Origin of the sequence: Paenibacillus sp. CECT 9249, assembly GCF_918697855.1 — a bacterium.
Taxonomy (GTDB): Bacteria; Bacillota; Bacilli; order Paenibacillales; family Paenibacillaceae; genus MSJ-34.
The window spans coordinates 271746-286643 of the sequence record NZ_CAKKLI010000001.1; the positions used below are offsets into that span (position 1 = coordinate 271746).

Annotated in this window: 13 protein-coding genes; 4 read left to right on the plus strand and 9 right to left on the minus strand. The window is 50.8% G+C overall.

The features are described 5' to 3' along the window. Positions 1 to 15 precede the first annotated feature (15 nt). From LQ229_RS01300 to LQ229_RS01310, 3 genes are all read right to left on the minus strand, one after another. Positions 16 to 486, minus strand: coding sequence for a DUF3939 domain-containing protein (locus tag LQ229_RS01300; RefSeq protein WP_216537274.1), 471 nt, complete (start codon positions 484 to 486; stop codon positions 16 to 18). A gap of 106 nt (positions 487 to 592) precedes the next feature. Then, complete coding sequence (locus LQ229_RS01305; protein WP_216537273.1) at positions 593 to 2245, minus strand: response regulator; 1653 nt, start codon at positions 2243 to 2245, stop codon at positions 593 to 595. A 6-nt stretch (positions 2246 to 2251) separates the two neighbouring features. Next, positions 2252 to 4069, minus strand: coding sequence for a sensor histidine kinase (locus LQ229_RS01310; protein WP_230190739.1), 1818 nt, complete (start codon positions 4067 to 4069; stop codon positions 2252 to 2254). A 199-nt stretch (positions 4070 to 4268) separates the two neighbouring features. On the opposite strand from LQ229_RS01310, the gene LQ229_RS01315 reads away from it, so the two are divergent. The 3 genes from LQ229_RS01315 to LQ229_RS01325 all read left to right on the plus strand — a co-directional run bounded on the left by LQ229_RS01315 (position 4269) and on the right by LQ229_RS01325 (position 7495). Next, a complete protein-coding gene (locus tag LQ229_RS01315) occupies positions 4269 to 5627 on the plus strand; it encodes an extracellular solute-binding protein (protein ID WP_230190740.1) in 1359 nt (452 codons plus the stop codon). Positions 5628 to 5689: 62 nt separating this feature from the next. Then, positions 5690 to 6574: a sugar ABC transporter permease gene (locus LQ229_RS01320; protein WP_230190741.1), complete on the plus strand. Its 885-nt coding sequence runs from the start codon at positions 5690 to 5692 to the stop codon at positions 6572 to 6574. A 27-nt stretch (positions 6575 to 6601) separates the two neighbouring features. Next, positions 6602 to 7495 carry a carbohydrate ABC transporter permease gene (locus LQ229_RS01325; protein WP_230190805.1) on the plus strand — a complete coding sequence of 298 codons (894 nt, stop codon included), beginning with the start codon at positions 6602 to 6604 and terminating at the stop codon, positions 7493 to 7495. 52 nt (positions 7496 to 7547) lie between these two features. Here the strand turns inward: LQ229_RS01325 and LQ229_RS01330 are convergent, their stop codons facing one another. Beyond that, complete coding sequence (locus tag LQ229_RS01330; protein WP_230190742.1) at positions 7548 to 7907, minus strand: DUF1634 domain-containing protein; 360 nt, start codon at positions 7905 to 7907, stop codon at positions 7548 to 7550. Beyond that, positions 7904 to 8743 carry a sulfite exporter TauE/SafE family protein gene (locus LQ229_RS01335; RefSeq protein ID WP_216537268.1) on the minus strand — a complete coding sequence of 280 codons (840 nt, stop codon included), beginning with the start codon at positions 8741 to 8743 and terminating at the stop codon, positions 7904 to 7906. Before LQ229_RS01335 ends, LQ229_RS01330 begins: the two co-directional genes overlap by 4 nt. Positions 8744 to 8951: 208 nt before the next feature. Here LQ229_RS01335 and LQ229_RS01340 point away from each other — a divergent pair, with 208 nt between their 5' ends. Further along, positions 8952 to 9407: an Lrp/AsnC family transcriptional regulator gene (locus tag LQ229_RS01340; protein WP_230190743.1), complete on the plus strand. Its 456-nt coding sequence runs from the start codon at positions 8952 to 8954 to the stop codon at positions 9405 to 9407. Between the two features lie 1057 nt (positions 9408 to 10464). On the opposite strand, the gene LQ229_RS01345 is transcribed toward LQ229_RS01340, so the two are convergent. The 4 genes from LQ229_RS01345 to LQ229_RS01360 all read right to left on the minus strand — a co-directional run bounded on the left by LQ229_RS01345 (position 10465) and on the right by LQ229_RS01360 (position 14897). Next, entirely contained in the window at positions 10465 to 10701 is a 237-nt protein-coding gene (locus tag LQ229_RS01345) for a hypothetical protein (RefSeq protein WP_230190744.1), read from the minus strand. Positions 10702 to 10781: 80 nt separating this feature from the next. Continuing rightward, positions 10782 to 12827, minus strand: a complete 2046-nt coding sequence (locus LQ229_RS01350) for a DUF5050 domain-containing protein (protein ID WP_230190745.1) — start codon at positions 12825 to 12827, stop codon at positions 10782 to 10784. Continuing rightward, complete coding sequence (locus LQ229_RS01355) at positions 12808 to 14031, minus strand: ABC transporter permease (protein ID WP_216537264.1); 1224 nt, start codon at positions 14029 to 14031, stop codon at positions 12808 to 12810. Before LQ229_RS01355 ends, LQ229_RS01350 begins: the two co-directional genes overlap by 20 nt. Next, the gene (locus LQ229_RS01360; protein WP_216537263.1) at positions 14025 to 14897 is read right to left on the minus strand and encodes an ABC transporter ATP-binding protein; all 873 of its coding nucleotides are present in this window, start codon (positions 14895 to 14897) and stop codon (positions 14025 to 14027) included. The genes LQ229_RS01355 and LQ229_RS01360 overlap by 7 nt, the downstream gene beginning before the upstream one ends. Position 14898 lies beyond the last annotated feature (1 nt).

Genomic DNA, 14898 nt, shown 5'->3' on the forward strand with positions numbered 1-14898 from the left:
TCTTCGTCCTTTCTTCTATCCGGATTCCGGCTTGCGGTGCGTAACCATAAATTCATCGTCGGTAATATACATCGGAATCGGCGGTTTTTCCTTTAAATAACGATCCCGGAGCAACAAATCGTAGTGCACCAGGCCGTCCGGGCGATCCGGCACGACGGGCAGCTTGTTATGTTCCGACACGTAATCGTCGACCGCCGCCTGCACCGAATCCAAATATTGAGGAATCATCTTGTCGTTCTCGCCGAATATTTCATAGGTTTCCTTGCTCATATAGAAAGATTCGCTCGGTTCCCCGCCCAAAAAACGGGTTAACTGCGAAAAGTCGATACGATTGTCCTTCCCGATCAGTATCGTTCGTTTCACCGTGGGCGGAAGCTGTTCTTCAAACTGCAATACGGCGTTTTCTACCTCTTTCAGAGTTGCGTGAATGCGTTTCGATTGTTGCGGTTGTTCTTTCGCTTTCTTTTTCCGTTTCCAGAACCACATTCCGAATCACTCCTTCAACCGATTGATAGAAGCGCTTGCATCCTGTTTGCAGATGAGAAATAATCTACTACTTATATTTTACCATATATTTAATCTATTATCGATTTTATTGCAGCCCTTTCTGATATTGCGAAGGCGTCAAACCGGTCCACTTTTTGAACGTTGCGCTGAAATGCCGCTCTTCCTGATATCCGACAAGCTTGGCGACCGCGAACATTTTCAAGTTTTGGGCGAGCAGTTCTTTCGCTTTTTCGATCCGGTACTGGTGCAAATAATCGAGAAAATTGATTCCCAACTCCTGTTTGAACAAAGAGCTCAAATAAGTATTGGAGACGTAGGCCGCCCGGGCGACGGCATCCAAGGTAAGATTCGTATTATACTTTTCCCGGATCAGATCGACGGCAAGCTGTACCGTTCGATGGAGCGAACGCTGACGGCATAGAGCCTCTACTAGACTTTGCATAATTTTCTTCATAATGGTCGATAATTCGTCGAGCGTCTCGACTTGGGGAATTTGCTCCATCCAGTTGACCAAATGTTGTTTCCATTCGAAGGTCGTCGCGTTTTTCTCCTCCGCCAACCGCTGCAGTTCGAGAATGAACGCCGTCGCGCGAACGTTTACTTCGTGCTTGCCGTACCGCGGCGCCGTCTGGAAGCGTTCAAGCCAGCGCTCCATCTTGTCCAGCGCTTGCTCATAAGCGGCGCCTCGCATTTGCATGACGATTTCCCGTTCAAGCCGGTCGAAGGCTTCATCGTCCAAAATCGTCCCTTCCTCCTGCTCTCCTTCCTTGCGCGCCGTCTCGTTATACAGGAAGATTCCGCCTTTGCTCCGGTAAAATCGCACATTCATCGCTTGCAGCGCCTCCCGGTAAGAGATGTGCGCATCGTCGACCGATTCCCGGCACGTGCCGACCGCAATGCTGACGGATAAATTCAAGTAGATTTCGAGATTGCGCTGCAATAAGCCGAGATTGCTTTTCAACTCCTCATCCGCGCCGGTGCCGGTCTCGCCGGCACTTGCTTCCGCCAGCGTCGCGTTAGCGATCCATAGCAAATCGTCTCCGTCGCGAAACGCTTCGATCTTTCCCCGGTAAACCGGAGCTAACGTTTCCAGAACGATGTTGAGCGCCGCATATCGGATTAATTCCCAATCCGGTTCGCCGTAATTGGGCGAGAACCGCGTCGTATCGAAACGGATTAGTCCGACTTGCAGCATAACCGGAACGATGGCCATCTGCAATTCCGCGATCAGCCCTTCGCGGCGCTCAAGCGGTATTTTCGGATAATGAATCCATTGGGACAGCACTTGATTTTTGAGCAAATGCATATTTCTATTCCATGCCTGGTCCCGTTTATTCCGGTCGAAATTGGCCGATTGCTCGGATTCGATCGCCAACTTCGCCTCCAAAACGATCTTCAAAATATCGTCGGGCCGGCACGGCTTCAATATATAGTCCAACACTCCGAGTTTCAGCGCTTGTTTCGCGTAGGAAAATTCATTATATCCGGACAGCACGATCGCGCGAAAATCAAGGCCCGCCCGCTGCGCCTCTTCGATCAATTGCAGCCCGTCCATGTACGGCATGCGGATATCGGTCAGCAATACGTCCGGCCGGTGCCGTTCCAGCAAAGGAAGCGCCTCTCTCCCGTTCGCCGCCTCGCCGCATACATCAATTTGATGCCTCTCCCAATCGATCATCGACAGAATGCCTTCGCGTATCGTTTGTTCGTCCTCCACGATGAACAATTTTAACGCCATCGATCGTCACTCCTTTACCTGAATTTGAATTTTCACGCAAGTTCCCGCCCCTTCGGTACTGTCAAGTTCGATGACCGCATTGGGAAACGCCAACTGCAGCCGTTCCCGCATATTGGCGAGCGCGAAACCGGAACGCCGTTCCATCCGGACGGCGCCCGCGCCGTTCGCCGTCTCCGCAGCGGCGCGCAGCAAAAATTCGAGCCTGCCCGTCTCCATGCCGATACCGTTATCGAGCACCTCGATCGTGACGAGATCTCCTTCCTTGCAAGCGCGTATCGAAATATGGCCGTTGCCTCCGAGCGGCTCGATCCCGTGAATGACGGCATTTTCCACAAGCGGTTGAATCATAAGCTTCGGAATGACGAAGCCGCGGACTTCGGGAGCGAGCTCGATGTCGAAATCGAATTGGCCGGCATACCGGGTTTTATGTAAGAACAAATAATGTTTGACCAGTTCAATCTCTTGTTCCAGCGTAAAAAAATCTTTGCCGTCGTTTAAGCTTAAACGGAATACTTGCGATAAGGAATAAACCATGTCCGCGATTTCCCGCTCTCCTTTGCGTTCGGCAGACCAGCAAATCGTATTTAACGTGTTGTACAAAAAATGAGGCCGGATTTGCGCTTGAAGCGTTTTCAATTCCGCTTCTTTTTGCTTTAATTGAGAAGCGTACATATCGTCGATTAACGTTTTCATGCGCTGCACCATCGTGTTGTACCAAAAGCCGAGCTGCCCGATTTCGTCCGCGCCGGCAAAATTGACGCGCTGGGTAAAATCGCCCGTTTGCAATCTTTTCATCGACCGGGTCAATTTTTTGAGCGGTTTCGTAATCATCGTCGCCGCCATCCACGTAACGATCAAGCTTAATAATAAACAGACGACCGTCAATGTGACGCTTAACAGTCCGATCCGGCCGAGTTCCCGCACCAACGTTTGTTTCGTCTGAATGACGACGACATACCATCCGGTCGTCGGCGATTCCGCGTAAGTGATGACCCATTCGGAACGCTCCGCCTTCCTTTGCAAGCGGTCCAGCGTCGTCAGGTCCGGATTCGAATCTTGGAAATACGGCAAATCCAAATCGCGTTTGCCGATCCATTGGCGATTCGTCGCCGAGACGATCATGCCTTCCCGGTCCATGACGAACATATCCGCTTCGTCTTTGGCGGCTTCCAAGTATTGCTTGCCGATTTTATGCGCATCGATGCCGATGACCATCATGCCGGCATGCTTCAAATCGTAAATGTTCTTGATGACTTTCGTAAGGATGACTTTCTCATTGGGGTCGCCGACGAATAAAGCTTCCGACGGCTTCAATAAATGAAACACCGGTTTGCCGTCCGCCGCGATCGCTTCCCGATAATATGGCGTCTCTTGAAACTTCTCCAGCGTCATCGCGCTCGTCACTCCGGTCTGATCGACGCCGAACGGGACGAATTCGTAGTTCCCCTCCTGCAATTTATACAAAATGAGCGATTGCACCGAATTGCTGGCCACCATCATATTGGACACCGTCCGAAATACTTTCTGCCTCTCCGGCGTGGGATCCTGGGACGTAAGCAGTTCCTGCACCCCCGCGTTAAGAAATAAATTGTTGGCAAAATAGATCGTGTCTTTCGCCATCAGATCGATTTGATCCGTCGTCTTTTTCGTCAAATGGTCCTGCGCCTGCTTGATTTTGTCCACCACTTCTTTCGAGGCGATATAGTAGGAGCTCCAGCCCATAATCGCAATCATCGCCAGAAGCAGAGGAACGAACCAGAACAACAGCTTGAACTGGATCGACCGGTTTACATACCAGTTGAAATATCGGGCTGTTTTCTTCAAGTGATCACCATTTTCAATAGGAAAGGTTGTATTCGTAGTATAACGGAATTGCCGAGAGCCAGAAACAGGTTCGGACCAACAACTGAAAAATGCCTACATTCATCTGAAATTTCGCACATGTTTATTGCGTTATGAAATCGATAAGATAAAGTTGCACATTGGAGCTAGCTCTCAAAATACGAAGAAGGTGGGGAAACGAATGAAAAGTATGAAGCTGCTGCTGCTATCCCTTATACTCGCGATCGGCTTGGCAGGCTGCGGAACGAAGGACGCCGGGAATACCGGATCGAATGCCGACAAGCCGCCGGAGACGGGAACGGAGCAAGAAACGAAAAACGAAAAGACCGCCGATCCGGTTACGTTGAAATTTTTCACGGCATTGGCCGATCGGACAAACGGAATCGGCAAGGTCGAACAAGATATTATCGACGCATACATGAACGAAAACCCGAATGTCAAAATCGAAGTCGAAGCGCTGCAGGACGAACCGTATAAATCGAAAATCAAAGTGTATGCTTCAACCAACGAACTGCCGGACATCATTCAAGCTTGGGGACAGCCTTCCTTCCTGAGCCCGCTGCTCGATAACGATTTGCTGCTCGAATTGAATCCGTCCGATTTTGCGTCAAGCAACTTCGTTGCCGGTTCTCTCGACGGCTTCTCCAAAGACGGCAAGCTGTTCGGTTTGCCGAGAAATACGGACTACGCCATTATGTACTACAATAAACAAATATTCGCGGATAACGGAATCGAAGTGCCGAAGACGACCGACGATCTGCTCGCGGCCGTCAAAAAATTGCGCGAAAACAAAGTCAATCCGATCGCCATGAACGGCATGGACGGCTGGACGCTGCCGATTTGGTACGACTATGTCGCGCAGCGCGTTACGGGAGACTTTAACGTCATGGACCAAGCGTTCGAACGGCAAATTTCGTTTACGGACGAACGGCTGGTGCAGGCTGCCGCAAACATGCAGGAATTCGCCAAGGCGAAAGGGTTCGCCGACGGCTGGCTAACCGCCGATTACGGCGCGGCCAGAAACTTGTTCGGCCAAGGCCAAGCGGCGATGTTCTTTATGGGGAACTGGGAAGCGGGCCTTGCGACGGATACGAATTTCTCCGAGGAATTCCGCAACAATGTCGGCGCTTTCCCGTTCCCGGCCTCGGATAAAGGGAAGGAAACGGATATTACGGCATGGTACGGAGGCGGTTATGCGATCTCCAAAAACTCGAAGCATCAAGAAGCGGCCGTCGATTTCATGAAATATTTTTTCCAGCCTGACCATTGGCCAAAGCAAGTATGGCAGAGCGGGGCCGGAACGCCTGCGCAAAAATTCGACGAATTTCTAACCGGCGACGAAACGGAACTGCAAAAGCAACTCATCGATATTTTCAACAACATGACTTCTTCCAGCGGCACGCCGCTGCAGGATGTCGCAACCGACGAGTTCAAGCAGAAAGTAATGGAAGCGCATCAAAGCTTATTGAACGAGAAAATGACGCCCGAGGAATTCGCCAAGGCGCTCGACGCCGCAGCGGATAAAGTGGCGGGCAAGTAAGCGGGAAGCGGGAGCGGGGGATTCCTCCGCTCCCGTTGTACCGATAAAGGCGGGATGATTCCATGCATAAAATAATTAGCGACAAAAAAACGATTTTCCTCCTCGTCGCTCCCGGTCTCCTTCTGTTCGTCTTTATGATTTGCATTCCCGTATTGATGAGCGCCTATTACGGATCGACCGATTGGGGAGGAATCGGAAAATACAATTTTGTAGGTTTGGGCAATTATAAAGAGATTTTGCTGCATGACGAGGTGTTCTGGCGGTCTTTGCGAAATGCGCTGCTGCTCGCGGCGGCAACGGTTTTGCTGCAGCATCCGGTTGCGATATTGCTCGCAATATTCCTGCAGCATTGCGGCAGATTCGAGAAGCTGTTCCGTACGATTTTCTTCATTCCGGCCGTCATTTCGATTGTCGTCACGGCCAAACTTTGGGCGGGCATATTTCACCCGAATTACGGGCTGTTCAATAAATTGCTGGAGAGCATCGGTCTGGAAGCGTTGAAGCACGACTGGCTCGGCGATTCGTCCACGGCGATCTGGGCGATCATTATCGTGGTCATGTGGCAAGGGTTCGGGTACGCCCTGCTCCTGTATTACGCAGGTTTGCAAGGCATTCCGAAAGATTTGCACGAAGCCGCCAAATTGGACGGCGCGACGAATGCGAAGCTTTATCTCCATGTCGTGCTGCCGCTGCTCATGCCGATGGCGCGCGTGGCGATCGTCATCGCCGTCATTACTTGCCTGAAGCAGATGGAGACCGTCTTCCTGATGACGAACGGCGGTCCGGCGAACAGTACGCAGTTTCTCGGCAATTATCTCTATAAAGTTGCGTTCTCCTCATCGTTGTACGGATACGGCAACGCGATTTCCATTTTGTTCATCGTATTTTGCCTTGTTCTGACCGTTATCCTCAATAAAGCGTTGAAAAAAGATGTCGGAGAATTTTAACCGGAAGGAGATGCGTAAGTTTTGACGATGAATTCGACTTCGCCGCGTACCGCGGCATCCGTGCCGGCCGCAGCGCATCCCGGCAAACCGCCCGGAGCGGGCAAATGGCCGAAAATGTTGCTGTTCGTTTTTATGAGTACGATCGCTTCGATGCAGTTGTTCCCGCTCATTTGGCTGGCCGACTACTCTTTGCTCAAGAGCGGAGATTTCTTCGGAAGCTCTTTTTTGAAATGGCCGGATCCGCCGCAATGGGAAAATTATATCAATGCCTTCACCTACGGACGCGTACCGCGCTACTTTTTCAACAGTTTGCTGATTACGACGATTACGGTCGTCGTCTCGGCGGTGTTCGCCTTGATGATGGGCTACGCGTTTACGCGCATGAATTGGAAGCTGCGCGGAACGGTATTGAATCTGATTATGCTCGGCATGATTATTCCGATCCACGCGACGCTGCTGCCCAACTTCATACTGTTCAACAAGCTGGGCATGCTCAACAATATGTTTACCTTGATTTTGCCGTATATCGCGTTCTCGATTCCGATCAGCATGTTCATTATGACCGGTTTTCTGGAAACGATCCCGCGGTCGATCGAGGAATCGGCCGTCATGGACGGTTGCGGCGTGTTCGGCGTCGTATTCCGCATCATTCTCCCGATCACGAAACCGGCCATCGCCACCGTCAGCGTGCTCAATTTTATCAGTTGTTGGAACGAGTTCATTATGGCCAATACCTTCATTACATCGGAGAAGCTCAAGACGATTCCTTTCTCGATCATGAAATTCGCCGGCGAATATTCTTCCAATTACGGCGCCCAATTCGCCGTGATGACGATGATCGCGCTGCCTACCATTCTGATCTACCTGCTGTTCACCGAACAGATGGCGCGCGGCATTACGGCCGGAGCGGTAAAAGGATGATCCAACGTCCCGTTCCGCCTTAACCGGCGTAACGGGACGTTTGCGTATTGGTTTATGCTTTTCCCACCAAAAAGCTGATGATTAAAATGACGAGTACGACGGCGGCAATGGCGGTATATAGTTTGTCCCCTTCCCGCATGAATACCCATATCGATATGGCGACCCGCAGCACAGGGGTCAGGATCAGCAGAATCAAACCGGCGGTAATGACGGCGTAAGGCTTCCATGCCTGCAACCCCTTCATAATATCCCGCAGGTTATGCGGATAAGCGCCGTCGTGATAACCGCTGTCGCCTTGAACGAAAAAGAAGATCAAACCGGTAAAAATGACGGCGGCGCTTATCAGTACGCCGATTCGGAGCCAGCGGCTTACGGCCAGTTCGACATCGGTTAAATCTTGTTTATTCTTCATAGACTCAGCCCCGCTCCCTGAAAGATCATTTGCAACGCCACGTATAAAAGTACCGGAATAAACAACATTCGGATCGTTTTGCTCTTCAGTCGCTGCATAATCCGGGCTCCGACCGTCGCTCCCGCGAGCACGCCCAAAGCGACGGGCCCCGCGATATGCGGATCGATATCCCCCCGCAGCAGATATACCCCGGCGCTTGCGGCGCCGGTAACGCCCATCATAAAGTTGCTGGTAGCCGTCGACACCTTCAGCGGCAGCTTCATGAACATGTCCATAGCCATCACTTTAAAGCTGCCGCTGCCGATCCCGAGCAGCCCGGAGATGACTCCGGCTCCGTACATCACCGAAAAGCCCCCGTATACGTTGCCGACATGATACGGCACATGCTGCCCGATCGCTTTGTCGTAGTAGGTTCCTTCGAGCCGCAGCTTTTCCGCGGCAGGACTCGACTTGGCTTGATCCGGCCGGTCCTCTTTCCTTTTCTTGATCATATTCAGCGCCGAATAAGCGAGCAGAACGCCAAAAATAATATAGAGCAAGTTTGGAGCGATCAACCCTCCGATAAAAGCTCCCGTAATCGCTCCGGTAGTCGTGGCGATCTCCAGAAACATGCCGACGCGAAGATTGGTAATCCGGTCGCGGATATAAGCGATCGCCGAACCGCTTGAGGTCGCGATGACCGATATAATGCTGGCGCCGATCGCATGCTCGATGCTGACGCCGAAGAGGAGCGTGAGCGCCGGAGTGACGATAATCCCTCCCCCGAGGCCCAATACCGAACCGGTAATCCCGGCGAGGACGGAGATCAGAAGGATTTCTAGCGATAATGTAATCAATGCAAGCACACCTTCCCGTAAATGAATTTCATGTTGGATTGCATTCTTCTCCGGTCTGCCTGTACACTGGAATCAGTGAACCGTCCCGGCAACCGGATCAAATCACTGTTCCATTATACAACGATTGTAAAATAATTAACATACAAACGAGCTTTATTTTTAAGTATTAATTTTACATTGTAAATAAAAAAGAGAGGAAGACGCGAAAATGCGATTCAAACAATTGGACGAGAAAGACGGCCTGATTCTGGAACATTTGCTGGACAACGGCAGAATAAGCCATGCCGAGCTGGGAAGATTTGTCAATTTGACGAGGGCCGCGGTGCGGGAACGGGTAAACAGCCTGATTGAGCAAGGAATTATCGATAAGTTTACGGTCATTGTCAATCCGCTCAAGGCCGGCAAAAGCATGTCCGTTTATTTGAATATCGAAGTGCAGTGGGGCTTGCTGGAAACCGTAGCGGATACCCTGCTGGCGGACGAGGAAATTACGAGCGTATACCAGATGAGCGGCGGACCGCATTTGCACGTTCATGCGCTGATGGACGATCAGGAGCATGTCGAACGGTATTTGCGGAAATTGCAAACGATCAAAGGCATTACAAATGTACATAGCGAATTTTTGATTCGGCGGTTTAAAGAACGGGAAGGCATTCAGATTTAACGGATGCGGCCATCGAATGGCACATTGCGGCAGGCAGATTGGTTAGCTGTTTCCCCGTGGCATAGATGTATTGTCACAGGCTTTGCCGCAGCAACCGATCAAAACGGGTGAAAGGATGCGCAATGAATCAATTTCATCATACCGCTGGCGGCTGACGATCCGCCCGAGCGGGGTAACGAAACTGATACACGCTAATAACCTGTAAATCATCTGTTGCAATGTCTAACGAAACTCAAACACGCTAATGAGGGGAAAAAGGCGGTAAAACCGCTGATTTCCAATGAATAAGGATACGTAGTTTCGCTAAAATGGGGACGTCTTCATTTTGAGCCTAATAAGAATTGCTAGTTTCGTTAGTGCCAAACAAGGAGCGTAGGTCCGCGCGATCGCCTTCGAAATGCAGGGAGGTATCCTTCTATACGCGCAATAAAGCCAGCTACATCAACGGTGGCGAATAATAAAGTAGACTCCAATTGCGGGTTTTCGAAGCTATCAACTTCTCGATGCGACGCCAGTGCTAATGAGGGGAAAAAGGCGGTAAAACCGCCGATTTCCAATGAATAAGGATACGTAGTTTCGCTAAAATGGGGACGTCTTCATTTTGAGCCTAATAAGAATTGCTAGTTTCGTTAGTGCCAAACAAGGAGCGCAGGTCCGCGCGATCGCCTTCGACATAGGCAGGTACCCCCTTCTCTATGCGCAATAAAGCCAGTTACATCAACGATGGCGAATGATGAAATTGACTACAATTGCAGGTTTTGCAAGCTAACGACGATGCTCGGTGAAACGCTATTGCGGGAAATCCCTTTTTGACAAAATAAGACCCAGAACGGGTCTTATTGAGCAAAAGCGCTGCATCGTGCAGAGCAAACCGGACCGCACAGGCGTTATTGCCCGTCCAAAGCCGGCTATTCGCCGCTTAGGGAAAACGTGGGCAATGGCGTTGTATCGAGAAATGGCTATCCGGACCGTACGGCCGTTATTTTTTCGTCATAACCGCTTATTCGCTGTTTCGGCGGACATTGGTTCCGTTATCCGTTCGTCGGAGGGCTACTATTTACGTTTTGCAGCGAATAACGGCTCCCGTGTCCGCGCACTGTCCTAATATTTGCAAACAAGATTTCAACGACACGCGGCGGAGCATCGATTCCCGACCGGACGCAGCCGTCTCAAAAAACGAACGATCTTGAAACAAAGTCAGCAACGCCTTCATGGCCGCTTCCAACGCCAAAGCTTCCTGTTGCAGAAATGCAAAACAAACTTGATAGCATTTCTCTTCATATTTTCTTAACAATGTAACACGTTCATGAAAACCGATAAAGCATCCTCCTCCTTCGTACCCCCCTGCAATAAATCAATGTTACGGTATCGTATTTAATCCGGCACAAGCGTTTCGTTTCGGCCGTCCCGATCGATCCGATATTTTTTAAGATCCGCCTCATTAACATAGAAAATATGTTGACCGTCGCAAGCAAAGCTTAGTACGGACTTATCCGTTATCTTACGCAATGTGAAATCGCGCAAATTCATCGCATAGATTCTTTGCCGGTCCTTCCGATTCAAAAAAAGCAGCTCGTTATCGGTCAAAACAAAGTAGCGAGTGACCAGATCGGGAATCGCCGTCCCGGAATCCGTCTTTGTGTCATACGCAACCACCTGGGACTTCTCGTTGACATAATAGATCGTCCGGCCGTCGAACGCGAGGCTCCTTAATACCGGAATTCGAAGAATGACACTCATGTCCCCGGTCAACCGGTCGATTCGCCTGATCTCGCCCTGGCCGACGAAGTAGATGCTCCGTTCATCCAGGAAGAAGGAACTGACGGTCATAAAAAAGGCCGCATCGCGATCTCCCGATTTCACCAGCCCTAAAACCATGCTCTTATCCGTACTTAACTTCTTTTCGAACACGATCCTTTCCTGAAAAGTCGTCGTATCCACTTCGATCACGGAAAATCGGGCAATATTTTCTTTGAATCCCGATTTGTCGGAATCGTATTTCATATAGTAGACACGCGTACCATTCCCGTAAATCGAGTGCTCCGCCTTGGTGAGGGAAGACATGGGGTTTCGCACGAAATCGCGTACTTCTCCGGTTTCTTTATCCTCGAAGACAATCCGCATACGGTCCAGTTCCCGCTCGTCCACATAGAATCGATAACGCTCATTCTCGAAGGACTGTCTGGAGGAATAATTGTAAATATCGCTTGTCCCCGCGTTCCCGGAAAACCCGCAGCCGGAAAGCGCGAACGCCGCCATACTAAGGATGAGCAGCATGCAAAACGCTCTCGGCCCGAGCTTTCGTTGCCGTGCGCCCCAGCCGTTTGTACGCCGGATCAAAATTACGGCGAGCATGGCGACGCTGAGACCGAGCGTAATCGCAAACACGACGCTCCATGCGGTTAAGGAGAGTTCCCGAAAGACGACATCCAACTCATCCTTGAACGGATTGCGCTTATACTCGTCCCCTCTCAAAAAGCCGGTCGATACCATAAACCCGAGCGGCCCCGGCAGAAAATATTTCGAGGATTCCAGACGCAGCCCGTAATAGGGGAGCAGGAGCGCCGCCGAGCAGGAAAACAGGGTAACGGCATACTTCTGCAAACATACCGAAACAAACAGAATCAGCACGGCAAAACATAAGCTGCCGAACAGCTTGCCCGTCGTTATCCAAAGAAAAGCTTGAGACAACGTCATTTCTTTCGTGGACGTCCCGAAGTAAGACAGGGATTGCAGCGGGTAATTGCCATTGCCCAAGCCATACTTCCACTGATAGAAGCCGTACCGCAAACCGGCCGTCAACAGGCACAGCGCGGCGACCGTCAGCAGCGCCAGGCCGATCTTGCAAAGCGCGTGATGCCGCGTCCCTTTCTTAACGGTAAGGAGGAGGGTGTCCATCCTGCTTTCATACTCGAAGCAAAACACCGGAGCTACCAGAAGAAGCAGCAACAACAGCCATAGGAAGTCCAAACTGTCATTCGCTAGCAACCCGTCCCAGCCGTTCGTATGCAAAAAAAAGCGGTTGGCCGGATTCTCGCGGACATAGGTATATTGCTCATAAATCAATTGAAAGCCTTTTTCGTTTTCCAGAATGCGCTCGAGCGGCCCGGACGCGGCGAGGAATTCCTCTTCCCCTATTTTCCCGTCGTAGTAATCGTCCGTCGCTTTTTGCAGAGCAACCTTGGCATCGGAAATCTTCGCGGCTTCGCTCGCAAAAAATCGCTCTGTCTTGTCCGTGTACGGACCTTGAACTTGATGCAAATAGAACGAATAGAGCGAAGCATTCATCTCGATTTCCGGGTTCGCGGGCTTGTCGAAAAGCACCATGTACGCCAAGCTCAAGACGTAAAACAGGCCGATGAATAACAAGCCCTTCTGAAGGAAAAACATCTTTTTCATCTCATAGATCCAGGACGCCACGCTTCTCTCCCCCTTTCGCAAGCGCATTCTTCCTCACGAAGAGCAAAATGCCGCATAGAAATACCGCTCCCCAGGCGGCCGCGAACAGGAAAGCGGCGATATAGCCCGGCAAGGGATGGTCCCACAGAGGAAGGAACTCCGCTTTGCGAAACAATTCCCGATTGACAATCAGCGCGAACGGGTTGACGATTTTGAACAGCACGCGCCCTGAGCCCATGAAAGACTCCTCCAGATAAATGCTCCCGAACGCGGCAAATAGGCCGATGATGAATGGGATCAAGGCATTTCGGAACAGGCAGGACAGCAACAGAAACGCCAGGCCGAATACGAGCATCCCCGCCGTTTTCGCCAGTGCGGACAACAGGGCGTATTGTCCCAGACTTGCGTTGAGCGAAGCGTGAATGAAGTCTTCCAGAACGTATAAAGGCGAGGAAGCGGCGTCCCAGAAGCCGAATATGGCGGAAAATGCCGCGAAATCAAGCAGCCAAAACCAGAACGAGACGCCGCATACGAACAGGGCGGAGGCAAAGAGCTTGGCCCAGATCGTTTTCAAGCCGCCTGCCGTCGCGGTTAGCAGCAATGTGTCCATTTCCGTTTCTTTCTCGGACAGAAATACATGCATGAGACCGTATAGACAAATGAACAGGACCAGCAACGCCGAGAAGTCGTACTGAACATAATATTTGTACATCTCCGTATACGAGAAGCTCGCAACTGACCGTCCCTGGAAAAGCTTTGCGATCGCCTCGTTCTTGTGATATTCATAGGAATTGCCTAGCGATCGATAGAAATCCATATTATCCTTCGCCGCTCCCGCCACGTCGCGCGCATACGCCTTGTAATCGTAGGCATACTTCATCGGATTCACATAATTCCAATCGAAGAAATAGAAATCCTCATAAACATTAGTCAGGTAAGTATTCGCATTGCGATAAGTCGTGCTTGCCGTACGATCGGCTGTCTGTTGTTCAAGCGGCCGATAGATCGCCATGAGCTTCCCGATTTTTTCATCGGTCATAGGGCCGCCGAAATCCCCGTACATTTTCCAATATAGTTCTTTCCAATGCGGGTATGCGAGCAGCGAGTTCCCCTCATACACGCTGTATATTTTCACGACGTTCAGAACAGAGAAAAGAAGCACCGCCACGATGACGGACGTTTTCAGAAAATGCTTGCGCCATTCGAAGCCGATTAATCTTACCATGGCTCGCCCGCTCCGAAATAGTAGAGGAACACGTCCTCCAGATTAGCCTGTACGTTCGCGGCATGGTCGTCCGGTTTGTCGTCATCGACCACCCGCAAATGAATGTCGTTCCGATCCCGCATCATATTGCTGATTTTGAGCCGCTGCACCTTCTCGTTCATCGTTTCGTCCGTCGCCTTGACCGTCCATACCTTTCCCTCCAAACCGTCCACGAGCGCTTGCGGCGTATCCTGCTTGATAAGCCGTCCGTCTTTCAGCAGAATGACCTGGTTGGCGATAAATTCGATATCCGAAACAATGTGCGTAGCCAACAGGACAATGCGGTTGTCGGAAAACTTGGTAATCAGATTGCGGAAGCGGATTCTCTCTTGCGGGTCGAGTCCCGCTGTCGGTTCGTCCAGAATGAGGATGTCGGGATCGTTCAGCATCGCTTGCGCAATGCCGACGCGCTGGCGCATCCCGCCGGACAAGGCTCCGATTTTCTTGCCGGCGGCGTCGCTCAAGTTGACAATCTCCAACAGTTCCTTCGCTCTTCTGTCCCCTTGCAATTTCGGGATCTCCTTCAGGACGCACATATATCTCAGGAAATCCATGACTTCGAAGTTCTTGTAAAATTGCGGATATTGCGGCAAGTATCCGATATGGGATAGAAAACGAACGCCCATGCTCCTTGCATCCGTGCCGTTGATCAAAACTTGTCCTTGATCGCTTCGCAGAATACCGACGAAAATATTGATCAGCGTCGTTTTGCCCGCCCCATTCGTCCCCAGGAGTCCGTATATCCCGTTCTCCAACTCTGCGGAGAAATCTTGCAGCGCATATTTTCCTTTGTATTGCTTGGAAATGCCTTGAAACGTAACTTTCATG

Coding starts and splice junctions, on each gene's coding strand:
- LQ229_RS01300 (WP_216537274.1), bottom strand. CDS start 486: ATGTGGTTCTGGAAACGGAAAAAGAAAGCGAAAGAACAACCGCAACAA.
- LQ229_RS01305 (WP_216537273.1), bottom strand. CDS start 2,245: ATGGCGTTAAAATTGTTCATCGTGGAGGACGAACAAACGATACGCGAA.
- LQ229_RS01315 (WP_230190740.1), top strand. CDS start 4,269: ATGAAAAGTATGAAGCTGCTGCTGCTATCCCTTATACTCGCGATCGGC.
- LQ229_RS01320 (WP_230190741.1), top strand. CDS start 5,690: ATGCATAAAATAATTAGCGACAAAAAAACGATTTTCCTCCTCGTCGCT.
- LQ229_RS01325 (WP_230190805.1), top strand. CDS start 6,602: ATGAATTCGACTTCGCCGCGTACCGCGGCATCCGTGCCGGCCGCAGCG.
- LQ229_RS01330 (WP_230190742.1), bottom strand. CDS start 7,907: ATGAAGAATAAACAAGATTTAACCGATGTCGAACTGGCCGTAAGCCGC.
- LQ229_RS01340 (WP_230190743.1), top strand. CDS start 8,952: ATGCGATTCAAACAATTGGACGAGAAAGACGGCCTGATTCTGGAACAT.
- LQ229_RS01355 (WP_216537264.1), bottom strand. CDS start 14,031: ATGGTAAGATTAATCGGCTTCGAATGGCGCAAGCATTTTCTGAAAACG.
- LQ229_RS01360 (WP_216537263.1), bottom strand. CDS start 14,897: ATGAAAGTTACGTTTCAAGGCATTTCCAAGCAATACAAAGGAAAATAT.